This window comes from Fimbriimonadaceae bacterium, assembly GCA_019638795.1.
Taxonomy (GTDB): domain Bacteria; phylum Armatimonadota; class Fimbriimonadia; order Fimbriimonadales; family Fimbriimonadaceae; genus JAHBTB01.
The window spans coordinates 26,337-49,293 of record JAHBTB010000003.1 but is presented as its reverse complement, the minus strand read 5'-3'; the positions used below and the strand labels follow the sequence as shown (position 1 = coordinate 49,293).

21 protein-coding genes are annotated in these 22,957 nt (G+C 63.2%); 20 read left to right on the top strand and 1 reads right to left on the bottom strand.

The genetic code is table 11. The features are described from left to right. Positions 1 to 891, bottom strand: coding sequence for a succinate--CoA ligase subunit alpha (gene sucD, locus KF857_05215; protein MBX3111391.1), 891 nt, complete (start codon positions 889 to 891; stop codon positions 1 to 3). Positions 892 to 1,007: 116 nt separating this feature from the next. On the opposite strand from sucD, the gene KF857_05210 reads away from it, so the two are divergent. The 20 genes from KF857_05210 to KF857_05115 all read left to right on the top strand — a co-directional run bounded on the left by KF857_05210 (position 1,008) and on the right by KF857_05115 (position 22,940). Further along, the gene (locus KF857_05210) at positions 1,008 to 1,517 is read left to right on the top strand and encodes a hypothetical protein (protein ID MBX3111390.1); all 510 of its coding nucleotides are present in this window, start codon (positions 1,008 to 1,010) and stop codon (positions 1,515 to 1,517) included. 24 nt (positions 1,518 to 1,541) lie between these two features. Then, entirely contained in the window at positions 1,542 to 2,144 is a 603-nt protein-coding gene (gene hisB / locus KF857_05205; protein MBX3111389.1) for an imidazoleglycerol-phosphate dehydratase HisB, read from the top strand. Beyond that, positions 2,141 to 2,737 carry an imidazole glycerol phosphate synthase subunit HisH gene (gene hisH / locus KF857_05200; GenBank protein ID MBX3111388.1) on the top strand — a complete coding sequence of 199 codons (597 nt, stop codon included), beginning with the start codon at positions 2,141 to 2,143 and terminating at the stop codon, positions 2,735 to 2,737. The genes hisB and hisH overlap by 4 nt, the downstream gene beginning before the upstream one ends. After that, positions 2,731 to 3,453 (top strand): 1-(5-phosphoribosyl)-5-[(5-phosphoribosylamino)methylideneamino]imidazole-4-carboxamide isomerase, encoded by a 723-nt coding sequence (gene hisA, locus KF857_05195; GenBank protein ID MBX3111387.1) that lies wholly within the window; start codon positions 2,731 to 2,733, stop codon positions 3,451 to 3,453. The genes hisH and hisA overlap by 7 nt, the downstream gene beginning before the upstream one ends. A 201-nt stretch (positions 3,454 to 3,654) precedes the next feature. Continuing rightward, positions 3,655 to 3,984, top strand: a complete 330-nt coding sequence (locus KF857_05190; GenBank protein MBX3111386.1) for a hypothetical protein — start codon at positions 3,655 to 3,657, stop codon at positions 3,982 to 3,984. Continuing rightward, positions 3,981 to 4,232, top strand: coding sequence for a hypothetical protein (locus KF857_05185; GenBank protein MBX3111385.1), 252 nt, complete (start codon positions 3,981 to 3,983; stop codon positions 4,230 to 4,232). Before KF857_05190 ends, KF857_05185 begins: the two co-directional genes overlap by 4 nt. Beyond that, positions 4,232 to 4,501, top strand: coding sequence for a hypothetical protein (locus KF857_05180; GenBank protein MBX3111384.1), 270 nt, complete (start codon positions 4,232 to 4,234; stop codon positions 4,499 to 4,501). Before KF857_05185 ends, KF857_05180 begins: the two co-directional genes overlap by 1 nt. 162 nt (positions 4,502 to 4,663) lie before the next feature. Next, positions 4,664 to 8,680 carry a DNA-directed RNA polymerase subunit beta gene (rpoB, locus tag KF857_05175; GenBank protein MBX3111383.1) on the top strand — a complete coding sequence of 1,339 codons (4,017 nt, stop codon included), beginning with the start codon at positions 4,664 to 4,666 and terminating at the stop codon, positions 8,678 to 8,680. 99 nt (positions 8,681 to 8,779) lie between these two features. Continuing rightward, complete coding sequence (locus KF857_05170) at positions 8,780 to 9,877, top strand: hypothetical protein (GenBank protein MBX3111382.1); 1,098 nt, start codon at positions 8,780 to 8,782, stop codon at positions 9,875 to 9,877. Between the two features lie 189 nt (positions 9,878 to 10,066). Continuing rightward, complete coding sequence (gene rpoC, locus KF857_05165) at positions 10,067 to 14,770, top strand: DNA-directed RNA polymerase subunit beta' (GenBank protein ID MBX3111381.1); 4,704 nt, start codon at positions 10,067 to 10,069, stop codon at positions 14,768 to 14,770. A gap of 95 nt (positions 14,771 to 14,865) precedes the next feature. Continuing rightward, complete coding sequence (locus KF857_05160; GenBank protein MBX3111380.1) at positions 14,866 to 15,315, top strand: hypothetical protein; 450 nt, start codon at positions 14,866 to 14,868, stop codon at positions 15,313 to 15,315. Positions 15,316 to 15,539: 224 nt separating this feature from the next. Beyond that, positions 15,540 to 16,190 carry a PEP-CTERM sorting domain-containing protein gene (locus KF857_05155; GenBank protein MBX3111379.1) on the top strand — a complete coding sequence of 217 codons (651 nt, stop codon included), beginning with the start codon at positions 15,540 to 15,542 and terminating at the stop codon, positions 16,188 to 16,190. A 144-nt stretch (positions 16,191 to 16,334) separates the two neighbouring features. Then, complete coding sequence (locus KF857_05150) at positions 16,335 to 16,982, top strand: PEP-CTERM sorting domain-containing protein (GenBank protein ID MBX3111378.1); 648 nt, start codon at positions 16,335 to 16,337, stop codon at positions 16,980 to 16,982. Positions 16,983 to 17,151: 169 nt separating this feature from the next. After that, positions 17,152 to 17,802, top strand: coding sequence for a PEP-CTERM sorting domain-containing protein (locus KF857_05145; GenBank protein MBX3111377.1), 651 nt, complete (start codon positions 17,152 to 17,154; stop codon positions 17,800 to 17,802). Between the two features lie 274 nt (positions 17,803 to 18,076). Further along, entirely contained in the window at positions 18,077 to 18,712 is a 636-nt protein-coding gene (locus KF857_05140; protein MBX3111376.1) for a PEP-CTERM sorting domain-containing protein, read from the top strand. A gap of 211 nt (positions 18,713 to 18,923) precedes the next feature. Beyond that, entirely contained in the window at positions 18,924 to 19,568 is a 645-nt protein-coding gene (locus tag KF857_05135; GenBank protein MBX3111375.1) for a PEP-CTERM sorting domain-containing protein, read from the top strand. Positions 19,569 to 19,769: 201 nt separating this feature from the next. After that, positions 19,770 to 20,405, top strand: coding sequence for a PEP-CTERM sorting domain-containing protein (locus KF857_05130; GenBank protein ID MBX3111374.1), 636 nt, complete (start codon positions 19,770 to 19,772; stop codon positions 20,403 to 20,405). A gap of 200 nt (positions 20,406 to 20,605) precedes the next feature. Further along, positions 20,606 to 21,238, top strand: a complete 633-nt coding sequence (locus KF857_05125) for a PEP-CTERM sorting domain-containing protein (GenBank protein ID MBX3111373.1) — start codon at positions 20,606 to 20,608, stop codon at positions 21,236 to 21,238. 208 nt (positions 21,239 to 21,446) lie between these two features. Then, positions 21,447 to 22,088, top strand: a complete 642-nt coding sequence (locus tag KF857_05120; protein ID MBX3111372.1) for a PEP-CTERM sorting domain-containing protein — start codon at positions 21,447 to 21,449, stop codon at positions 22,086 to 22,088. A gap of 198 nt (positions 22,089 to 22,286) precedes the next feature. Beyond that, positions 22,287 to 22,940 carry a hypothetical protein gene (locus KF857_05115; GenBank protein MBX3111371.1) on the top strand — a complete coding sequence of 218 codons (654 nt, stop codon included), beginning with the start codon at positions 22,287 to 22,289 and terminating at the stop codon, positions 22,938 to 22,940. Positions 22,941 to 22,957 lie beyond the last annotated feature (17 nt).

Sequence of the window (22,957 nt, the reverse complement as noted above, 5' to 3'; positions counted from 1 at the left end):
TCAGACGCTGACGCCGAGCTTGGCGAGGGCCTGGCCCACAAAGCCGGCGATCTCGGAGGTTTTGTCGGCGACGACGGCCCCGGCGGCGAGGAGGGCGTCGACCTTGGACTGGGGGGTGCCCAGACCGCCGCTGATGATCGCGCCGGCGTGGCCCATGCGCTTGCCGGGAGGGGCGGTGCGGCCGGAGATGAAGCTGACGACGGGCTTGGACATGTGGTCTTTGATGAACGCCGCGCCGGCCTCCTCGTCGGTGCCGCCGATCTCGCCGATCATGACGACGGCCTTGGTGGCGGGGTCGGCCTCAAACATCTCGAGGACTTCGATGAACCGGGTGCCGGGGACAGGGTCGCCGCCGATGCCGACGCAGGTGGTCTGGCCGAGGCCCGCGTTGGTCAGTTCCCACACCACTTCGTAGGTGAGGGTGCCGGAGCGGGAGACGAGCCCCACCGGGCCGGGTTTGAAGATGTGCCCGGGCATGATGCCCATCTTGCATTCGCCCGGCGTGATGATGCCGGCGCAGTTGCCGCCGAGCAGGCGGGTCTTGCCGTTGGCCTTGAGCTTGGCGACGACATTGAGCATGTCCAGGGTCGGCACGCCTTCGGTGATGAGGGTGACGAAGGGCAGCCCGGCCGCCTCGCACTCCAGGACGGAGTCGGCGGCGAAGGGGGCGGGGACAAAGACGAGGCCGGCGTTGGCGCCCGTCTTGGCGACGGCCTCGGCCATGGTGTCGAACACGGGCACCCCGAGGTGCTCCTGCCCACCCTTGCCCGGTGTCACACCGGCGACCACTTGCGTGCCGTACTCCAGCATCTGCTGGGTGTGGAAGCTGCCTTCGCGCCCGGTCATGCCGGCGACGACGACTTTGGTGGATTTATCGACAAGAATGGACATGGGACGGCCAAATATACCGGTTGGGGGCGGCCGGCGCAGGGGAACTTTGGCCGTGGCCCGGCATTGTGACCTTTCAGGGCGGTTTGCCGTCCTGAGAGGTGGGGAAGGGACGCGGCATGGGTGGAGCAGGAAGTCTGGCACTGTTGCTGGCGCTGGTCGCCAGCCCAAGGGGCACGGGCACCCGACCGGACTTCGACGAGTTCAAGCGGGCGCAGGCCGACTACGTGGCGACGTGGGTGCGGGGGAAGTTCGAGGAGTTGGAGCCCTTCTTCGCCCCCAAATACGTGTTCATCCGCAAGGACTCCGTCCTAGCCCGGGCGGACTTCATCGCCCGGGCCCGTAACGGCTTCAACGGCCGCATGCCCTTTGAGAAGGGTGAGTTCGAGCTGAAGACGATCGTTCCGGAGATGGACGGCTACACCGTCGACGTCAAGCGGCACTATGTCTCGACCACCGCCCACTTGACGACCGGTGTGGGGGAACTGCACCAGTACGCCGAGTCGATGGAGAGTTGGATCTACCAGTCGGGCCGGTGGATGGTGAGCTCGACCAAGGTGGTCAGCCGCCGGGCGGAATGGCACATGAGGGACGGCAGCGTGATCGACGTGACGGCCGGACGCCGCTAAGGGCGGGCGGGCTACAATCCTCCCATGAGCAAAGGGGCCCCGGGTGTCCGCTACGCGGAACTGGATCGGGAGACCAAGGAGACCAAGGTGCGCGTCGTCCTGGACTTGGACGGCGGGACGCGCCAAGACGTCGACACCGGCGTCGGGTTCTTCGACCACATGCTCACCCTGATGGCGTTCCACGGCATGTTCGACCTGGGGGTCAAGGCCGAGGGCGACCTGGACGTCGACGACCACCACACCGTCGAGGACGTGGGCATCGTGCTGGGCGACGCCTTCCGCAAGGCCTTGGTGGAGTCCACCTCGCTGAACCGCTACGCCAGCAACCACACCCCGATGGACGAGGCCTTGGTGTTGGTCGCGGTCGACCTCTCGGGCCGCAGCCACCTGACGTTTGACCTGCGGCTGAAGCGGGAGTCGATCGGCGGGATGAGCACGGAGTCGGTGAAGGAGTTCTTGACCGCCTTTGTCCGCCACGCCAACCTGACCCTGCATGTCCACCAGATCGCCGGCGAGAACGACCACCACGTCATCGAGGCGGTGTTCAAGGGCCTGGGCCGGGCCCTCTTCGCCGCGACACGCACCAACGAACGCAAAGGCGTCCCGAGCACGAAAGGCGCGCTATGAGCGCCCGGACGGTGATCGTGGACTACGGCATGGGCAACCTGCGCAGTGTCCAGAAGGCGTGCGAGCACCTGGGCCACGACACTCGGGTGCAACCGGACTTGGCGGGGGCGGACAAGGTCATCGTGCCGGGGGTCGGCGCGTTTGGCGCGGCGATGGCCAACCTGGCCCCCTTGGCCGACGACCTGCGGGCCTGGGCGGCGTCGGGCCGGCCGCTCATGGGCATCTGCCTGGGCCAGCAACTGCTCTTTGAGTCCAGCGAAGAACGGGGCTCGTTCCGGGGGCTTGGCATCCTGCGCGGGACGGTGCGGTACCTGCCCAAGGACGCGGGGCTGAAGGTGCCGCACATCGGGTGGAGCGAACTGGCGGTCGAGCAGGGGCGGGGCCTGCTGAGCGGCGTCGCGCCGAGGTCTCGGGTTTACTTTGTCCACTCGCTGTACACCGAGTGCGAGCCGGGGGTCGCCGCGGCGACGACGGACTACGGCGTCCGGTTCGCGTCCGCCGTCCAGAAGGACAACGTCTGGGGCACCCAGTTCCATCCGGAAAAGAGCGGCGGCGTCGGCCTGGCCATTTTGGAGAACTTCCTCACATGTTGACGATCCCTGCCATCGACCTGATCGGCGGCGCCTGCGTCCGCCTGACCGAAGGGGACTATGGCCGGGCGACGGTCTATGACGCCGACCCGGTGGCGGTGGCGGTGCGGTTCCGCGACGACGGGGCCCGGTGGATCCACGTCGTCGACTTGGACGGGGCCAAGGCGGGGTACCCGGTGCACCTGAGCGTGGTGAAGCGCCTCGCCCAGATCGACGGCGTCTACCTGCAGGTCGGCGGGGGGCTGAGGCAGACGTCGCACATCGAGGAGGTCCTCGACGCCGGGGCAGACCGGGCGATTGTCGGCACACGACTTCTCGCCGACGCGGATTGGGCCGGGCGCACGTTCCGCCGGTTTGGCGACCGCATCGTCGCCGGAGTGGACACCCGGGGCGGCCACGTCGCGACCCATGGATGGATGGAGACTTCCGACCTCGTCGGCCTCGACTTTGCCCGCCGCCTGCAAGACCTGGGCTGTAAGCGGGTGATCTTCACCGACATCGGCCGGGACGGGCGCCTCGTCGGCCCGAACATCGAAGCGGTCAAGGAGATGGTGGACGGGCTCGACGTGCCCGTCGTGGCGAGTGGCGGCGTCTCTGCCCTGGAAGACCTCGTGGGTCTGGGCGAGACGGGGTGCGAAGCCACCGTGGTGGGGAAGGCCCTCTACGAGGGCAGACTCGACCTGCGCCGGGCCCTTGCCGTCTTGAGTGAGAACCGATAGGCCCAACTTTAGAAATCTTAAGCCCGTGGCGAAACCCGGTCAAGGTTTCTTAGTAATTGATGTCAGGAGATTGTGATTCGGGCCAGCGGGCCGGATCGGTGAGGGCCGTAGACTTGCCTTCCCTCCGCCAACGTTTGCCGGAGTTTCCGTCCCGTGGCGCGTCACAGTCCCCAGCAGAGGATAATAGGGCAGAGGAGGTAGATGGCCGACTTCATCCACTCATGGTTGTCAAGCACGGGCGCGTTTGAGGACGTCTTTCCGGAGATGTTCGCCATGATGGCGGTGTTTGGAATCCCCATCATCGCGATCTTGACGGCGCACCAGCGCAAGATGGCGCAGATCATCCATGAGCGGCACAACGGTCAGCAGCAGGCGGTCGACCCGCGGTTGATGGCCGAGCTCGCCAGCCTCCGTGCCGAAATCGGACGGTTGCGCGACGTCGTCAACCAGCAGGTGCTGGCCCACGACTCGACGTATTCGGGCTTCACGCCCCCGGTGGTGCCGGAACAGCAACAGGAGGTGCGGGGTTGACCACGGTCATGGTCCTTGCCATCGCCATCGGCCTGCCGATGGTCATCGCCTTGGTCGCGATCCTGACCGAGCACCAGCGCAAGATGGCCGAGATCATCAACCGGAACGGCGCCAACGGCCGGGCCCTGGAGCAGATGTCGGCCGAAATCGTCGGCCTGCGCGCCGAGTTGGCGCGGACGAAGGACCTCGTCAACCAGCAGGTGCTCGCGGAAGACGCGGCCTCGCCGACTCGTAAGGACGGAACCTGATGGGCGAGTTCATCCCGATCGTCGCCATTGTCTGTGCGGTCGGCATCCCGCTCATGATCCCGATCGTGGCGATCTTGACCAGCCACCAGCGCAAAATGGCCGAGCTTTACCGGCAGGGCAGTGGGAACCCGGGTGTCGACCAGCAGACCGGCATTCGCCTTGCGCAATTGGAGTCGGAGGTGGCCCGCCTTCGCGAACTGGTCCACGAACAGACCATCGCCATCGACTCGATGCGGTCTCTTCCCGGCCCTTCCCGTCCGCTTGATTAGGCGAATAGGTATTTAGGCCTGGTGGCCCTGAAAATCCAGGGTCAGGTTCAGGTTGCCGCAGGTTCAAGTGGGCCGAAGGGATGAGGACACCGGCCCGGCCCGTCCAATCTGGGCTGGCCGTACAGGTATGATGCCTGTTCCCCCTTTCGTGCCCGGAGCCCCATGAGAGTCATTCAGCCATCCTCGAAGCGAATCGGTCGGTTCCTCGAGGTCCCCAACCTTATTGAACTCCAGCTTAACAGCTACAAATGGTTTTTGGAAGAGGGTCTTCCCGAACTCTTTAAGACCTTCTCGCCGATCTGGGACTTCACCCAGAACAACTACATCGAGTTCACCGAGTTTGTCTTGGGCGAACCGAAGTACGGCATCGACGACTGCCGCGACCGGGACATGACGTTCGAGGCGCCGATCAAGGCGGTGGTGCGCTTTGGCGGCAAAGACCGCGAGATGATCGAGTCGGAGGTCTACTTGGGCGACCTCCCGTTGATGACCGACAAGGGCACCTTTGTCATCAACGGCCGCGAGCGGGTCATCGTCAGCCAGCTGAGCCGGTCGCCGGGCCTCTACTTCGAAGAGGACGTCGACACGTCGATGCAGATGATCGTCCGCGCCCGCATCATCCCGATGGAGGGCCCGTGGTTGGAGGTCGAGAACGACGCCAACCAGGTCGTCAACACCCAGATTTCCCAGACTAAGAAGCTGCCGATCACCCAGCTCATCAAGGCGTTGCACGGCTTCGAGAAGGGTCGCGACCGCCAAGTCCAAAAGGTCGGGGCGAGCCTGCACAAGAAGCTTGTCGACCCACTGGCCAACGAAGACGGCGAGATCCTCGTCGAGAAAGGCACGGTCCTGACCAAAGCCGTCCTCGCCGGGCTTGACCAGGCCGCACTCGACTCCGAAGCCATGGTCGAGTCGCCCCTGGGCACAAACGACGACATGCTGTGGCACTTTGGCGACGAGGAGACCCTGAGCAAGGCGTCGGCCGAAGCCATCGAAGGTGTCCGCCCGTTGGCCGAGATCAAGGGCACCGACGGCAAAGTCTTGGTCGCCCGGATGGAGCGGATCGACGCCGAGACGGCCAAGAAGGTCGCCGAACTCGAACTTGAGTCGCTGGACGTTCTGCGCATCGCGCCGCACATCGAGGCGACCATCGCCGCCGACAAGACGACCTCGACACGCGAGGCGATCTTGGACATCTACAAGCGGATGCGCCCGGGCGAGGCGGCGAACGAAGACGCGGCCCGCCAACTGGTCTTCAGCCTGTTCTTCGACCTCCGCCGGTACGACATGGGCAAGGTCGGCCGCCGGCACATGAACAACCGGTTGGGCCTCAACGTGCCCCTGACCATCCGCAACCTGACGAGCGACGACCTCGCCGGCTCGATGCTCGCGATGGGCCCGTACCTGGCCAAAGAGGCGGAGCACGACGACATCGACGACCTGCGGAACAAGCGCGTGCGGTCGGTCGGTGAGTTGCTCCAGAGCCAACTTCGCTTGGGCTTTGTCCGCATGGAGAAGGTCGCCCGCGAGCGCATGACCAGCGCCGACCAAGACAACCTCCTGCCGTCCATCATCCTCTCGGTCAAACCCGTGAGCGCAAGCATCAAGAGCTTCTTCAGCTCAAACCAGCTTAGCACGTTCATGGACCAGACCAACCCCTTGAGCGAGCTGACGAACAAGCGGCGCCTCTCCAGCCTTGGCCCGGGCGGCCTGCAGCGCTCCAGCGCCAAGCTGGAAGTCCGCGACGTCCACCGCTCGCACTACGGCCGCATCTGTCCGATCGAGACGCCTGAAGGCCCGAACATCGGTTTGATCAGCCAGTTGACGACCCATGGCCGCGTCGACGAGTTCGGCTTCATCATGACGCCGTACCGCCGCGTCATCGACGGGGTGGTCCAAGACGCGGTCGAGTACCTGACCGCCCAGGAGGACTTCTACCTGCGCGTCGCCCCGGCCGACACAAAGCTGGACGACAACGGGCGTATCATCGCCGAGCAGGTCAACGTGCGCTGTCCGGGCGGCGACAAGCAGTTCGGCGGGGCGAGTTACCCGGTCGTCCCGCGGGGCAAGGTGGACGTCATGGACGTCTCGCCTGTGCAGATCATTTCGGTGGCCACCTCGCTGATCCCGTTCTTGGAGAACGACGACGCGAACCGCGCCCTGATGGGCGCGAACATGCAGCGGCAGGCTGTCCCGTGCCTGCGCTCCGACGCTCCGGTGGTCGGGACGGGCCACGAAGACCGGGCCGCCGTCGACAGCGGGGCCGCCGTCGTCGCCCGACGGCCGGGCACCGTCAAGACGGTGACGTCCGAGAAAATCGTCGTCACCAACGACGAGGGCAACGACGACTCCTACACGTTGCTCCACATGTTCCAGAGCAACAAGTCCACCTGCTTCACCCACCGGCCGGTCGTCTTCCCGGGTCAGCGCGTGCTGACCGGTGACGCTTTGGCGGACGGCCCGAACTGCGACGACGGCCGCTTGGCCCTGGGCAAAAACCTTGTGGTCGCGTTCTTGCCGTGGGGTGGCTACAACTACGAAGACGCCATCCTGCTCAGCGAGCGGCTGGTCAAGGACGACGTCTTCACCTCGATCCACATCGAGCGCCATGAGACCGAGGCGGTCGACACGAAGCTGGGGCCTGAGGAGATCACCCGCGACATTCCGAACGTCGGCGAGGAGGCCCTCAAGGACCTCGATGAGAACGGCATCGTCCGGGTCGGCGCCGAAGTCCGGCCCGAGGACATCTTGGTCGGCAAGGTCGCCCCGAAGGGGCAGACCGAGATGACCGCCGAAGAGCGGCTCATCATCGCGATCTTCGGTAAGAAGGCCGAAGAGACCCGCGACGTCTCGCTCACCCTGCCTCACGGCGAAAAGGGGACCGTCATCGACGTCAAGGTGTTCAGCCGGTTCAAGTACCTCAGCCCGTCGATCAACCACATCTATAAGGAGTCGAAGAAACGCGACCGCTTGATCTGCGACCGGACGGAAGAGCCGCTCCTGCAGATCCCCGGCGACGAACTGCCGGCGGGCACCAACATGACCGTCCAAGTCTATGTCGCCCAAAAGCGCAAGATCATGGTCGGCGACAAGATGGCGGGGCGCCACGGCAACAAGGGCGTCATCAGCCGGATCCTTCCTGTCGAAGACATGCCGATGCTGATGGACGGCACTCCTGTCGACATCATCCTGAACCCGCTGGGTGTCCCGAGCCGGATGAACATCGGCCAGATCTTGGAGACCCACCTCGGGTACGTCGGCAAGCACTTGGGCGTCCGGTACGTCTGCCCGGCCTTCGAGGGGGCGACCGAGCATGAGATCCTTGGCGAGGTCACCCGGTTGGCCGAGCATATGCGGTCGAAGGCTCTGCAGGCGTACGTCAACAGCGAACTTCAGTTGAACGTGAAGTTCGCGGCCGACCTCTCGCTCGAAGAGATGTTCAAGGTGTTCGAGGCCAAGCTGCGGACACTGGACCAAGACAATCTGGAGCGGGTCAGCCGCGTCGTGGCCGCGCCGTCGACCCGGTCGATGGAAGAGTTGATGCAGATCGACGCGGAGAACTTCCAGGCCGAAGAGGTGCAGCCGAGCGGTGCGCCGTTCAAGGCTTCGGAAGATGTCTACAAGGCCATCCTTGAAAACGTGGAGCACAACGTGTTCCGCCGGGCCGGCCTCGACCCGAAGAGTTGCAAGAGCCTGGTCCGCGACGGTTTGACCGGCGACGTCCTCCCCAACCCGATCACGGTCGGCACCATCTACATGCTCAAGCTGGAGCACCTGGCCGACGAAAAGATCCACGCGCGCTCCATTGGCCCGTACTCCTTGGTCACCCAGCAGCCGCTCGGTGGTAAGGCCCAGTTCGGTGGCCAGCGGTTCGGTGAGATGGAGGTCTGGGCGCTTGAGGCGTACGGGGCCGCCTACACCCTTCAGGAACTGCTCACGATCAAATCGGACGACGTGATGGGCCGGGTGAAGGCGTATGAGTCCATCGTCAAGGGCGAGACGATCCAGGAACCGGGCATCCCCGAGTCCTTCAAGATCCTCGTCAACGAGCTGCGGTCGCTCTGCCTCAAGGTGGCGGTCGAAGACAAGACGAACAAGGAGCTTTCGCTCAAGGACCTTGACGAGCTGACCGGTGGCGACGACGTGCGCCTTGCGCGAAGTGTAGGTTTTTTTAACTGATTAGTCCACGCAGAAGTACGGGATTAGTTAACGTCCTACCTTGACTCATAAATTGGAGGGCACAAGCATAAGCATAATCTCACAAGAGGTTATTCACACATGCTTGTGCCCACGATGGTCGCCCTTGGCTACTACACCACGACAATAACGGCCAACGGGCTCGTCTCCGCGACGATCAACGGCCAGACCTACACGTCCACTCTGCCGCCGACCTGGTCCCTGTCCATTGAAAACGGCAACCAGACGCGCGTCGGCGCTTCGGGGGCGGCCAGCCGCCTCGCCAACCAGGGCGGGGAGAACAAGGTCGGGGGCTCCGGGCATGTCACGGTGGGCTACACCGTGGTCGACAGCCGGACCATCAACAGTTCCGACCGCGTCGTCTTCAACTACACGCGCAACCTCTTTGTCTCGGCCACGCTGAGTAATTACACCGAGACGGTGGAGTCCGCGTCGTCGGGCATTGCGGACGAAGCCCTTGAGATATCAAGGCAGATCGGGGTCGGCACGCAAGACCATTCGACGACCTTGGCCAAGAAGTCGTCGCTGGTGTCGTCGGGGTCGGACTGGACCCCCGTCTCCGGAGGGAAGTCGGGCACGTATCAGGTGACCTTCTACGAGATCTACTCGGCCCGGGCCGAGAACCACTCGCCGTCGTCAGGAAACCTCACCGTGTCGGTCGCCCAGGGAGACACGGCGGTGCGGATCGTCCCCGGCACGGTGCAGATCCTTTCGACTGACTATCTGAGCATGTACGTGCCGTCGTTTGTGAAGTCGGTGAGTTACCAGGTGATGCAGGGCGTCGACCTTCTCGTCGACTCGGGGCAAGACGGGCTCGTCTACGGCGCGATGACGGTGCCGATGGTCGGCCTGGCCGAAGGCGACTATGACATTTACCTTCGGGCCCCGCGGTCACTACGTCGCAAGGTCAGCGTGCATTTTGTGCCTGGGTCGTCGCCAAGCTACCGCCCGTGGGTGCTGTACTTTGGCGACATCGACGGGGACAACTCCGTGACGCAGGACGAGGTCAACTTTGTCTATGCGCAAATCGGCGCCTCAGACGCGACGGACGCTTGGTACACAGATTGCGGCGACCCCCACGGCTGGTTGCCGGTCCAGGCGGACATGAACGGCGACGGCCAAGTGACGATCGCCGACTACAACCTTGTGTCCGGCAACGTCGGTATGGACGGCAACTGACCCGGGCGGCGGGCTACTGCGCCTAAAGTCCCAGTGACGTGGCCCGCGACCCAGGCGGGCCACCCCTTGGAGTCAGTTCACCGTGCTAAGATGACAGTCTGCCAACGGCCCCCCTATGCCTCAAAGACACCGGTGTCTTTGGTTGTGCTTGCAGGGCTTGCTTGAGGCCAGGCAGAGAAACGTGCCCGCATGGCTGATTCCAACCTCTTTGACAAGATCCGTATCGGTGTAGCCAGTCCTGAAGACATCCGCAGTTGGTCCCACGGCGAGGTCAAGAAGCCCGAAACCATCAATTACCGGACGTTCCGCCCCGAAAGGGACGGTCTGTTCTGCGAGCGGATTTTCGGCCCGACCAAGGACTACGAATGCGCCTGCGGCCGGTACAAGAAGATCAAGTACAAGGGCATCATCTGCGAGCGCTGCGGCGTCGAGGTGACCCGGAGCAAGGTGCGCCGCGAGCGGATGGGGCACATCGAACTCGCCGCCCCCGTCTGCCACATTTGGTACCTCAAGGGTGTCCCCAGCCCTCTCTCGCTGATCTTGGACATCAGCCCCCGGCAGCTTGAGAAGGTCATCTATTTCGCCAGCTTCATCATCATCGACCTGGACAGCGAGAAGATCGCCGAACTCCTTCCGACGATCCTGGGCCATGTCGAGAGCGAAAAGCTCCACATCCAAAAGCAGATGAAGGAGCTTGAGGTCGAGAGCCTGCACCGGCTGGCGACCGAGATGGTCAATAACCCCGACGAGTACTTCGACGAGGGCTACGTGCGCGACCGGATGAAGGCCAACTACGACCGCATCCGGGCCGAATACCGTGACGCCGACGAGCGCGTCCGCGACCTTGACGTCGCCGCTGAGCTGCTCGGCAAGCTTGAGCTGAACCAACTCATCGACGAGGACAAGTGGCGTGCGGTGAGCAAGATGCTCGACGCGGTCGGCCGCCGGATGAAGAAAGACCTCGGCGAACTCGTCCGCGCGAACATCGGCGCCGACGCGGCCAAGGAACTCCTGCGCCGCGTCGACTTGGAGCGGCTCGCCCGGGGCCTCCGCCGTGAGATCGTCGAGACGACCAGCCAGCGCCGCGCCCGTGCGATCAAGCGCCTGGAGTTGACCGAGGCCCTGATCTCGTCGAAGAGCCGCCCCGAGTGGATGGTCCTTGAGGTCGTGCCCGTCATCAGCCCCGAACTGCGCCCGATGGTCCAGTTGGACGGTGGCCGCTTCGCCACGTCCGACCTGAACGACCTCTACCGCCGCATCATCAACCGTAACAACCGGCTCAAGAAGATCATCGAGATCCAGGCGCCGGAGTCGATCATCAACCACGAGAAGCGGCTCTTGCAAGAGTCGGTGGACGCCCTCATCGACAACGGACGGCGCAGCCGGCCGGTCGTCGGTAGCAACCAACGCCCCTTGAAGTCCCTGAGCGACATGCTCAAGGGTAAGGAAGGGCGGTTCCGCAAGAACCTGCTCGGTAAGCGGGTCGACTACTCCGGCCGCTCCGTCATCGTCGTCGGGCCGCACCTCAAGCTCCACCAGTGCGGTTTGCCGAAGGAGATGGCCCTTGAGTTGTTCAAGCCGTTCGTCATGAAGGTCCTGGTCGAGCGGAAGATCACCCAGAACATCAAGACCGCCAAGCGGATGATCGAACGGATGCACCCGGCGGTCTGGGACGGCTTGGAAGACGTCATCAAGGAGCACCCGGTGTTGCTGAACCGCGCCCCGACGCTCCACCGCCTCGGCATCCAGGCCTTCGAGCCGATCTTGGTCGAAGGCAAGGCGATCCAACTGCACCCGCTGGTCTGCCACGCGTACAACGCCGACTTCGACGGCGACCAGATGGCCGTCCACGTGCCGTTGAGCATCCAGGCGCAGTCAGAGGCCCGCGTCCTCATGTTGTCGACGCAAAACCTCTTCTCGCCAGCCGACGGCAAGCCGGTCACCTCGCCGATCCAGGACATCGTCTTGGGTTGCTACGCCCTGACCTTCACCAACCGCCGGTTGCGCGACCGGTTGGAGGAAAAGGCCAAGCTGCATGAGGCCGACCCCGAGAAGAACCCCGCACCCTATGTCTACAACGGCGTCGAAGACGTCATGTTCCACTTCGACTCGCCGGGTGGGGACAACAAACCCGACCTCAACGAGCCGGTGCGCGTGCGCATCCAGCGGCCGTTGCTGCGGCCCGACGAGGAGATTGACTACCGCGACCCGCAGACCGGTGTCGAATACCGCTATGTCACGTCGGTCAACGAGTTCGAGGAAGAAGTCAAGAACTTGGAGCCGTTGGACATGGAGCACGAGTCCCTCATCGTCACCACGACGCCCGGACGCCTGCTGTTCAACGAGATCTTGCCGTACCCGATGCGCTGGAGCGAGAAGTACCTTCAGGTCGAGCTGACCAAGAAGGCGATCGCCAACACGATCATCGAGTGCCACCGACTCGTCGGCACCGAAGGCACGATCCGTTTGCTGGACGACATGAAGGCCCTCGGCTTCCGCTGGGCGACCAAGTACGGCATCAGCATCGCCCTGACCGACATGGACCCGCCGAAGCGCCGGGAGGAGATGCTCGGGGACGCTGACACCAGGGCCAACAAGATCCTGGAGAACTACCGCCGGGGCCTCACCTCGTTCCGCGAGATGCAGGAGCACCTGACCCGCCTCTGGACGGACACCTACGACCAGATCGGTAACGCCATCGTCGACAGCATGGAACAGGAGAACCCGCTGTCGATCATCACGGTCAGCGGCGCCCGCGGCTCGATCAAGCAGCTCGCCCAGTTGAGCGGCATGCGCGGCCTCATGTTCAACCAGTTCAACGAGGTCATCTACGAGCTCCCCGTCAAGAACTCGTTCCAAAAGGGCCTCTCGATGCTGGAGTTCTTCGTCACCACCCACGGTGCTCGCAAAGGCTTGGCCGACACCGCCCTGCGCACCGCCGACGCCGGCTATCTCACGCGGCGTCTGGTCGACGTCTCCCAGGACGTCATCATCAAGACCAAGGACTGCGGCACCACCGACGGCATCCTTGCCGTCCGGTTGGTCAGCGAGGGCAAGGTCATCGAGACCATCGGCGACCGCGCCTACAGCCGGATCAGCGCGAAAGACATCAGCGACCCCGAGACGGGTGAGCCGCTTATCGCTTTCGGCGACCTCTTGACCAAGACCCAGTGCGCCGTCCTCGACAAGATCGACGACGCTTACGTCAAGGAGGTCGAGGAGACCGGTAACGACGAAGACGCTGTCGCCAAGATCCAGGAAAAGTACATCGCAGCCGGGTTTGAGGCTGACGAGCACGGCCGCATCGGCATGAAGGTACGGAGCCCGATCACGTGCGAGTTGGAAATCGGCATCTGTGCCAATTGCTACGGGGTCGATTTGGCGACCCACAAGATCGTCGAGGACGGCGTCGCCGTCGGCATCATCGCCGCGCAGTCGATCGGTGAGCCGGGCACGCAGCTGACGATGCGCACGTTCCACACCGGCGGTGTCGCCGGGTCGAAGACGATCGCCCGTACCAACCAGTACAAGACCGGTAAGTTCGTCCGCCAGTTCCAAGAGGACTTCCAGGCGGCGACCAACACCGACAGCCGCGAGTTCGACCCGTCGAAGCTCCTTGAGAGCCAGGAGAGCGTCGTCAAGGGTCTCTTCTCCGCGACGAGCGCCCCCGCCGAGGGGGACGAAGCGCCGAAGAAACCGGCGAAGAAGACGACAAAGGCCGCCGAAAAGGCGATCGAGAAGATCGGCACCGACAGTCGCAAACTGTGGGAACGCAGCCGCAAAACGTTCTTCTACTCATGGACCGGTGAGTCGAGCGGCATCGTCCGTGTCGAAGAGATTTTCGAGGCCCGCAAACAACCGCGCGGCAAGGCGATCATCTGCCCGGTCACGGGCGTCGTCGCCGACATCCAGCGGTCGAGCTACGGCCGGTGGCTCGTGGTCGAGGCCGATGTGACGACTGAGGCGGCCCTTAAGGACGCCTATCTGGCCGACACGCAAGATTGGAACCCGACCGGCGACAAGACGGCGCAAAACGCCTTGGAAAGGCTGGTGGGGCAGAAGATGACCAACGCGACGTTGGCCGTCCTGCGGAAGTACGAGGTCCAGAAGGTCCACATCTTCTATCCGATCCTGGTGCCACCGCTGGGCAACTTGCCGGTCCAGAAGGGGCAGAAGGTCATCAAGGGCGACCCCCTGACCGAAGGCCCGCTCGACCCGCACGAGGTCCTTGACTTGGCCGGCGCCAAGGCCGTCCACGAGTACTTCATCGAAAACTTGCAGTCGGTCTATAAGGACCAGGGTGTCGACATCAACGACAAGCACCTGGAGGTCATCGTGCGGCAGATGCTGCGTAAGCGCCAGGTGAAAGAGCCTGGCGACACCAGCTTCCTGCCCGGCCAGGTGGTCGACCGCTTCCGGTTCTCCCGTGAGAACGAAAAGGTCCAACAGGCGATCTCGAGCGGCAAGAAGATCAAGTACGTCGACCCGATCGACGGGGAAGAGAAGGAGCGCGACCCGAAGGAAGCGACCGCCAACTGGATCCTGCTCGGAATCACCGAGGCGTCGCTCGCGACCGACTCGTTCCTGTCGGCGGCGTCGTTCCAAAAGACGACGCGCGTCCTGACCGAAGCAGCGGTGCGCGGCAAGTACGACTCGCTGATCGGGCTCAAGGAAAACGTCATCATCGGGCGCCTGATCCCGGCCGGTACGGGCACCAAGGCGCACCGCGACCTCGCCATCGACGTGGACCGCACCCAGCCAAGCTGGGCCCAGCAGTCTCTCACCGCGTTGGTCGAGGCCGAGGACCTGGACCAGAGGTCGGCGGCAGACGCCTTTGGCGGCCTTTCCCTGGCCGACCTCGCCGCCGCCGACGATTCGGCGAGCGACGAGTAAGGCCGGCCCTCGAAGCCATACCGGGCCTGTTCCCATTGGGGAGCAGGCCCGGTTTTCATTTGGCAAGGAAGGGTGTGGCGGTAGCCTAGGCTGGGATGGCGCGGTGGAAGGGCTTCGAGGTGTGGCAGGGCCGCTGGCCGCATTGGCGCGCCGAAGGCGTGACCTATCACGTCGCCTTCAAGCACAAGCGCGAACTGACCGGACCGGAGTGTCACGAGCTTTTCGTGGCCCTGCTCCGAGCCGAGCGGAAGGGAGCCGACTACCTCTGTCTGTGCGTCCTTCCCGACCGCACTGACGCCCTGCTGCGCATTGTGGGCGACCATGAGCTGAGCGACGTGGTCGAGAAGGCCAAGGTGAAGGCCGGACGGGCGATCATCAAGCGGAGTGGTGAACGGTACCCGCCGTTCGGTGGAGAGAGTTACGACCGCATCATGAGGGACGACGAAGAGCTAGAAGCGACTTTCATCGCGGTGGTCTCCGCACCAGAAGAACTGGGTCTATCTGATGATGAAGAATGGCCCAGTCTGTTTGTCAGTACTCCCTAGTCGACCTCACGACAGAATCCCCTATCACAGTTTGCTAGCCTGCAAGAGTGCGGTTCATTACCCGCAAATATGCCTGAACACGGCATAAATACCTGGTAGTAAATACCAGTTTGCATTTGCAGAAATACTGGGTTGAGACCTGATTCATACCGTTGCAAGAGTACGGGCCATCATACTTGCCGTACCGTTCAATTACCTACGTTTGGGGGACGGTGGAGAGGAACATGAAAAAGTACATTCTTGTGGCCGCAATGACGGCCGTATTGGGCTCGCAGGCCTTTGCGAGCTTGACCCTGCTGACCGACCGGAGCCAGATGGCGCCGACCGCTGACCTCGGCATTGGGCAGTTTGGGCCTGAGAGCACGGTCGTCCCGAGCGGATCGATCGGGACGACGACGGGTATCGACGTCTTCGACGTCCGCATCGACGCCCCGTCCGATATGTCTCGCCTGGTCCAAGACTCGAGCTGGTTCGGCAACTTTGACTCGGGTGAAGACCTGCTCAAGACCAACGCCGACGGCCCCGTGTACTTCACCTTGGCGAAGTCCGCCCAGGCGATCGGTCTTGACGTTGAGCGCAACTTCATCGCGCCGTATCGCGTTGAAGTCGCGGCATGGGACGGCCTGGGGAACCTCCTCGGCAGCTTCTCGACGGGTGACATTGACGACGACAAGGTGTTTGTCGGTGTTCGCAACGACGGGAACACGATCCTCACCTTCGGGGTCAACATCACGCCGGTCAACGACGCCCTTCCCTTGGACTTTGCGTTTGACCATGTGTCAATCGAGTGCTGCGCCCCCGTGCCTGAGCCGGCCACCATGGTCGTCCTTGGTTCGGCCAGCCTCCTCGCTCTGCGCCGCAAGCGCAAGAGCTGAGGCTCTCTCCAATGAGGCCCCGTCTTCGGGCGGGGCCAAAGCCTTGTCTCTTGACCGGTCTGTCCTGACACGCCGGTCCCCTGACCTGACCCTTACGCAGACGGTGAGACCATCGTCGCGTCCGACCCCCACCCAAAACTAGTTATGAAACGCGTACTTGCCCTATCTTGCCTTCTCTTGGCCGCGAGCACTTCGCTGGCTGCGGTCACCCAAATCATGAGCCGCGGTGACATCACCGAACAGGCCTACATCGATTGGAGCGACCTTGGACCCGAGTTCACCGTGGTCAATTCGCCCGCAGCCATCATGACGCACGGCGACGTCTTCAGCGTCCAGGTCACCGGCCCCGGTGCGACGATGGAGCGCCGCGACGAAGGGAGCGGCTGGTTTGGTGAGTTCAATCCGGGCGACAGCCTGCTCTGGACTCAGAACACCCCTGGTGCGTTGGTCTTGCGCCTGGCGAAGTCCGTGCAAGATGTCGGTCTTGACATCCAGGCCGACGCCTTCGGCGCCTACACGGGCCGTATCACCGTCTACAACGGACTTGACCAGCAGATCGGCTCGTTCGATGTGAACGGTGACAACCAACTTGGCACGGGCACCCTGGCGTTTGTCGGAGCACATAGCGACCTTGGCGACATTCTTTCGGTGAAGCTCGAGGTCCTCAGCGGCGACGACTTTGCCGTCGACCGGGTGAGCTTCGCCGGTTGCAACGCGGTTCCCGAACCCGCTTCCATGTCGGCCCTCGCCCTCGGTGTCGCGGGACTCGTCGTCCGCCGCCGCCGGGCCTGAGCCTGGCCTCCACAACCTCTCCGGCCCGGCGGCCGGGGAGGTCTCTTCTGCCCACGCAGTTCTCCTTGCATTTCTTGTCACCGTGCGCGTTGGCACGACACCTGCCCTTCCTTGTCCATGCGCAGGAGGGCGTCGACCCACCTGGGCCCCATATCAGGTGAAACAAGAAATGAAACGCATCCTTGCCCTCTCTGGCCTTCTCGTCGCCGCCAGCACTTCAATGGCTGCCGTGACGCAGATCATGAACCGCGGTGCCATCACCGAGCAGGCCTACATCGACTGGAGCGACATGGGCTCCTCATTCACGGTCGTCAACTCCCCCGCGAACATCGCCACCCACGGTGACGTGTTCAACGTCAAAGTGACCGGACCCGGCCAGACAATGGAGCGCCGGGACCAAGACAACGGTTGGGCCGGCAACTTTGCCAGCGGTGAGGCTCTGCTCTGGACGCAGGACACGCCTGGAGCGATGGTCATGCGCTTTGCCAAGACTGTCCAGGACGTCGGAATGGACATCCAAGCCGATTCCTACGGGGCTTTCACTGGCCGCATCACGGTCTACAACGGCCTCGACCAGCAGATCGGCTCATTTGACGTGAACGGTGACAGCCAGTACCAAGCGGGGTCGCTCGCTTTCCTTGGCGCTCACAGCGACATCAGCGACATCCTTTCGGTGAAAATCGAAGTGCTCGGCGGCGAAGACTTCGCCGTCGACCGGGTGAGCTTCGCCGGTTGCAACGCGGTGCCCGAACCCGCCTCGATGTCGGCCCTCGCGCTGGGCGTCGCTGGCCTTCTGCGCCGCCGAATGAAGAAGGCCTGAGCGTTCTCGCGGCCTCAGTGACGGACGCCTCCGGAAGTTCTCCGGGGGCGTCCTTGTTATTGCTTCAGTGACAATAGTTCATGTTTTGTCTAAATGACAAACCATAGTGGATGTGTGAACTATCTGTAAGCCACTAAGAGTCAGTGGAAATGCGAGAATTGGACGAGATAAATGCGGGACTCCGGTTCTATGCGGTCCATTGGCATGGATAAGTGTCGTACATTCCTCGCTGTGCCACCCACTAAGGTGGCGGCATTCTTGGAGAGAGATCGAAATGAAGAAGACCTTAACCATCCTTGGCCTCGCCGTCGTGGCGAGCCAGGCTTTCGCCAGCGTCACCCTGATCACGAGCCGTGGTGACATTGCGGCCACCGACGACCTTCGCTGGGAAGACCTCGGCCCGGAGTTCACGGCTCCTGGTGACGACTTCGTCCTGAGCACTCACGGCACGCCGTTCGACGTCCACGTCGAGGGCCAGAGCGTGGTCCGTTATGACGGAGTCACGAGTTGGGCGACCGGCTATCCGGCCGGTGAGCCCTTGCTATACACCGCCGAGTCGCTGACCCTGACCGGGGCAAAGACCTGCGACGCCGTCGGCATGGACGTCGACGCGAACCACTTCGGCGCGTTCACCGCCCACATGGAGGCGTTCAATGGCCTTGGCCAGTCTCTCGGTTCCGTTTCGGTGGCCGGTGTCTCCGGACCCGACGGGGTCACCCCGTTCATCGGCGTGCGGAGCCTTGCCGGCGACATCCACGCGATCAAGGTGTGGATCACCGACAACGGGGGCACGGACTTTGCCGTCGACCACGTGACCTACAGCTGCTGCAACCCGGTGCCTGAGCCGGCCACGATGAGTGCTCTCGGCCTCGGCGCCCTGGCCCTTCTTCGCCGCAAAAAGAACGCCTAAGACACTAGGCGCGGACAAACAAGCGGGCCCTTGGACATGTCCAGGGGCCCGCCTTTGTGTTCGTCACGGACATTTGGTCTAGTCAAATTACGGTGATGTACTAAAACAGTTACCGGACTATTGAATCAAAGGCACCTTTGGCATGCCGTTGTGCCGTAAAGTACCTGCCGTGCCACCTGAGTTGGTGGCGGTTTCTTGGAGAGAGATCGAAATGAAGAAGACCTTAACCATCCTTGGCCTCGCCGTCGTTGCTAGCCAAGCTTTCGCCGGCGTGACCCTGATCACGAGCCGCGGTGACATCGCCGCCACCGACGACCTGCGCTGGGAAGACCTCGGCCCAGCTTACACGGTTCCCGGTGACGACTTCGTCCTGAGCACCCACGGCACGCCGTTCGACGTGCACGTCCAGGGCCAGAGCGTGGTCCGGTATGACATGGGCAATCCATGGGCGACCGGCTTTCCGGCTGGTGAGCCCTTGCTTTACAGCACCGAGTCGCTGACCCTGACCGGCGCGAAGACCTGCAACGACGTGGGCATGGACGTCGACGCCAATTCGTTTGGCAATTTCACGGCCCACATGGAGGCGTTTAACGGCCTTGGCCAGTCGCTCGGTTCGGTTTCGGTCGCCGGTGTCTCCGGTTTCGACGGGGTCACGCCGTTCATCGGCGTCCACAGCGACGCAGGCGACATCCACTCGGTCAAGGTTTGGACGACTGACGACGCCGGGAGTCCCGGAACAGGTTTCGCGGTCGATCACGTCACGTATAGCTGCTGCAACCCGGTCCCCGAGCCGGCCACGATGAGCGCCTTGGGCCTCGGCGCCCTGGCCCTTCTCCGCAGAAAGAAGAGCCGCTAAGGCCTTAGGGCACTAGAAAACATACGGGCCCCTGGATCTGTCCAGGGGCCATTGTTCTCGACATTGGGCCAGTCAAAGTACTTAACTTCACTTCGACATTTACCTGACTGATGGATTAACAGGTTCATTGGCATGCCGTCGTGCCGTAAAGTACCTGCCGTGCCACCCGACCTGGTGGCGGTTTCTTGGAGAGAGATCGAAATGAAGAAGACCTTAACCATTCTTGGCCTCGCCGTCGTTGCTAGCCAAGCTTTCGCTGGCGTGACCCTGATCACGAGCCGCGGTGACATCGCCGCCACCGACGACCTGCGCTGGGAGGACCTCGGCCCCGAGTTCACGGCTCCTGGTGACGACTTCGTCCTGAGCACCCACGGCACGCCGTTCAACGTCCACGTCCAGGGCCAGAGCGTGGTCCGTTATGACGGAGTCACGACTTGGGCGACTGGCTATCCGGCCGGTGAGCCCTTGCTGTACACCGCTGAGTCGCTGACCCTGACCGGCTCGAAGACCTGCAACGACGTGGGCATGGACGTCGATGCCAATTCGTTTGGTGCGTTCACCGCCCACATGGAGGCGTTTAACGGCCTTGGCCAGTCGCTCGGTTCCGTTTCGGTGGCCGGTGTCTCCGGACCCGACGGGGTCACCCCGTTCATCGGCGTCCACAGCGACGCGGGCGACATCCACTCGGTCAAGGTGTGGATCACCGACAACGGGGGCACGGACTTTGCCGTCGACCACGTGTCGTACAGCTGCTGCAACCCGGTCCCCGAGCCGGCCACGATGAGCGCCCTCGGCCTCGGTGCCCTGGCCCTCCTCCGCCGCAAGAAGAACAGCTAAGGCTTTAAGCCCTGGCAATAGTGTTGGCCCCTGGGCGTCGCCCAGGGGTCCTTCATTTACCGGACTACTGGTTTAGTTGCCGGGCTATGAGTTAATCAAATGCTAGATTATAAAAGCTTGATACTGATTGGCACGCATGGGGCCGTACACTTTTTCCCGTGCCACTTGATCGGTGGCTGATTCTTGGAGAGAGATAGAAAATGAACAAGACCTTGACCATCCTTGGTCTCGCCGTCGTCGCGAGCCAGTCCTTTGCCGGAGTGACCTTGGTCACGAGCCGCGGCGACATTGCCGCCACCGACGACCTGCGCTGGGAGGACCTCGGCCCGACGGGGACCATTCCGGGCGACGACTTCGTCCTGAGCACCCACGGCACGCCGTTTGACGTCCACGTCCAAGGCCAGGACCTGCAGCGGACCGACATGGGCAATCCATGGGCGACCGGGTTTCCGGCCGGCGAGCCGCTCCTCTATGGGGACGAGGCGTTGACCTTGACCGGGGCCAAGACGTGCAACGACGTCGGGATGGACGTCGACGCGAACTTCTTCGGTGCCTTCACCGCCCACATGGAGGCGTTCGACGGCCTTGGCCAGTCGCTCGGTGAGGTCTCAGTCGCCGGCGTCTCCGGGGCCGACGGGGTCACCCCGTTCATCGGCGTCCACAGCGACACGGGTGACATCCACTCGGTGAAGGTGTGGATCACGGACAATGCAGGCACAGACTTTGCCGTCGACCACGTGTCGTATAGCTGCTGCAGCCCGGTCCCCGAGCCGGCCACGATGAGCGCCTTGGGCCTCGGTGCCTTGGCTCTCCTCCGCCGCAAGCGTAAGTAAGGCGGCCTACGGCTGCTCGACACAGCCCTCGGACGAGAGTCCGGGGGCCGTGTTTGGTTTAAGAGATAGACGAGTGTTGCTGACAACAATACCGGAACGAGACCGTAGACATACGAGAGTTCCGCGTTTACTGTCGATTACAGACAAGATGACTGTGTAGGATTTGCGGTGATGCAGAGTTGTCTGCGTCTTGGATTGGAGAGTAGTAATGAAGAGAATCATCAGTTTGGCCTGTCTCGGCCTCTTAGCCGCGCAAGCTTTCGGTAGCGTCACCTTGTTGACGAGCCGCGCCCAAATCACCGAGACCGACTACATCGACTGGGCCGACCTTGGCCCGGACAATACGGCGGCCCCCTCGTCGTTCACCATTTCGACCCACGGCACCCCGTTTGACGTCCTGATCTCTGCCCCGGGCACCTTTGAACGCCGTACCCAGTCTGCCAGTTGGTATGGCGACTTTGCCCCCGGCGACGCATTGCTGTACTATTTGGGACGTACGGGGGTCACCCTGACTGGGGCGAAGACTTGCAATGACGTGGGCTTCCAGGTCGACCGCAACCAATACGGTGCGTTTGGCGCGACGCTGACGGCCTATGACGGGCTTGACAACGTGCTGGGTTCGTTTCATGTCAACGGAAACGTGACGCCAGATGCTGACAACAGCGCCCTGTTTGTCGGCGTGCATAGCGACGCCGGGGACATCCACCACGTCACCATCGTGATGGACGACCTTGGTGACTTCGCGATCAACCGCGTCAGCTACGCCTGCTGCTCGCCGGTCCCCGAGCCGGCCACAATGAGCGCCCTGGGCCTCGGTGCCCTGGCTCTCCTCCGCCGCAAGCGCAAGTAAGGTCGGACCGACCAACGCCGAAAAGCCGGGCCCTGGACAGTTGTCCAGGGCCCTTTACTGTCCCCGTATTTGTGCGGGATTGCGGGCACCCGCGGTCTTGCCAGGGCCTCAGACGTGATTTACCCGTATGACTCTGGTGGTCAGGCTCCCGACAATTTTCTGTGGCATCGCCCTGCTGGTGCCACAGAAAGGGAACCCATGGACCGAACCGCATTCTCCGTCGTCTTTGCCCTCGCCGCCACGTTGTCGTACGGCTCGGTCTACTTCATGGGCTCCAGGACGGAACTGGCTCCCAACGGGCTCTATGACGTCGCCGAGGCAGGGCGGCCCGGCAGCCGATACCCCGACGGCGTCAGCCTGCAAGTGCGGGGAAGTTACGGCCCGTCTTCGCTCATGGGCACGGTTTCAGGCACCGGGGCGGTTGAACGGCAGGACGAAGGCGACACTTGGCATGGCGACTTTGCCGCCGGTGCCGCCCTGTTGTGGACGGCGGGCAACTCGTCAAGCCTCACCTTCCGCATGTCCAAGCCGGTCGGCGGGCTGGGGACCTCCGTCGGCGCCGCCGATCCGGGGGCCTATGTCGCCAAGATCGAGGCCCTTGGCGAGGGTGACGCGGTGCTGGCGACGTTTGTCGCCAGCGGGTTTAACAACGGGGCCGAGCTGGGTGAAGCGCCCTATCTGGGCGTCGTGAGCGACGCCGTCGACATCCATGGAATCCGTCTCTCGCTGGTCAGCGGCGGAGACTTGGCGATCACGAACGTGGACGTCAGGACGAGCCCCGTCCCTGAACCGCACCTTTGGGCGGCGACCCTGCTGGCGGGAGCCTGGTGGCTCCGCCGTCGAGCCTGCTAGCCCGTCCGTCTCAAAAC

Coding starts and splice junctions, on each gene's coding strand:
- KF857_05145 (MBX3111377.1), top strand. CDS start 17,152: ATGAAACGCATCCTTGCCCTCTCTGGCCTTCTCGTCGCCGCCAGCACT.
- KF857_05155 (MBX3111379.1), top strand. CDS start 15,540: ATGAAAAAGTACATTCTTGTGGCCGCAATGACGGCCGTATTGGGCTCG.
- KF857_05120 (MBX3111372.1), top strand. CDS start 21,447: ATGAAGAGAATCATCAGTTTGGCCTGTCTCGGCCTCTTAGCCGCGCAA.
- KF857_05135 (MBX3111375.1), top strand. CDS start 18,924: ATGAAGAAGACCTTAACCATCCTTGGCCTCGCCGTCGTTGCTAGCCAA.
- KF857_05150 (MBX3111378.1), top strand. CDS start 16,335: ATGAAACGCGTACTTGCCCTATCTTGCCTTCTCTTGGCCGCGAGCACT.
- hisH (MBX3111388.1), top strand. CDS start 2,141: ATGAGCGCCCGGACGGTGATCGTGGACTACGGCATGGGCAACCTGCGC.
- KF857_05170 (MBX3111382.1), top strand. CDS start 8,780: ATGCTTGTGCCCACGATGGTCGCCCTTGGCTACTACACCACGACAATA.
- hisA (MBX3111387.1), top strand. CDS start 2,731: ATGTTGACGATCCCTGCCATCGACCTGATCGGCGGCGCCTGCGTCCGC.
- KF857_05190 (MBX3111386.1), top strand. CDS start 3,655: ATGGCCGACTTCATCCACTCATGGTTGTCAAGCACGGGCGCGTTTGAG.
- KF857_05180 (MBX3111384.1), top strand. CDS start 4,232: ATGGGCGAGTTCATCCCGATCGTCGCCATTGTCTGTGCGGTCGGCATC.
- KF857_05160 (MBX3111380.1), top strand. CDS start 14,866: ATGGCGCGGTGGAAGGGCTTCGAGGTGTGGCAGGGCCGCTGGCCGCAT.
- KF857_05210 (MBX3111390.1), top strand. CDS start 1,008: ATGGGTGGAGCAGGAAGTCTGGCACTGTTGCTGGCGCTGGTCGCCAGC.
- rpoB (MBX3111383.1), top strand. CDS start 4,664: ATGAGAGTCATTCAGCCATCCTCGAAGCGAATCGGTCGGTTCCTCGAG.
- KF857_05125 (MBX3111373.1), top strand. CDS start 20,606: ATGAACAAGACCTTGACCATCCTTGGTCTCGCCGTCGTCGCGAGCCAG.
- KF857_05140 (MBX3111376.1), top strand. CDS start 18,077: ATGAAGAAGACCTTAACCATCCTTGGCCTCGCCGTCGTGGCGAGCCAG.
- sucD (MBX3111391.1), bottom strand. CDS start 891: ATGTCCATTCTTGTCGATAAATCCACCAAAGTCGTCGTCGCCGGCATG.
- rpoC (MBX3111381.1), top strand. CDS start 10,067: ATGGCTGATTCCAACCTCTTTGACAAGATCCGTATCGGTGTAGCCAGT.
- hisB (MBX3111389.1), top strand. CDS start 1,542: ATGAGCAAAGGGGCCCCGGGTGTCCGCTACGCGGAACTGGATCGGGAG.
- KF857_05115 (MBX3111371.1), top strand. CDS start 22,287: ATGGACCGAACCGCATTCTCCGTCGTCTTTGCCCTCGCCGCCACGTTG.
- KF857_05130 (MBX3111374.1), top strand. CDS start 19,770: ATGAAGAAGACCTTAACCATTCTTGGCCTCGCCGTCGTTGCTAGCCAA.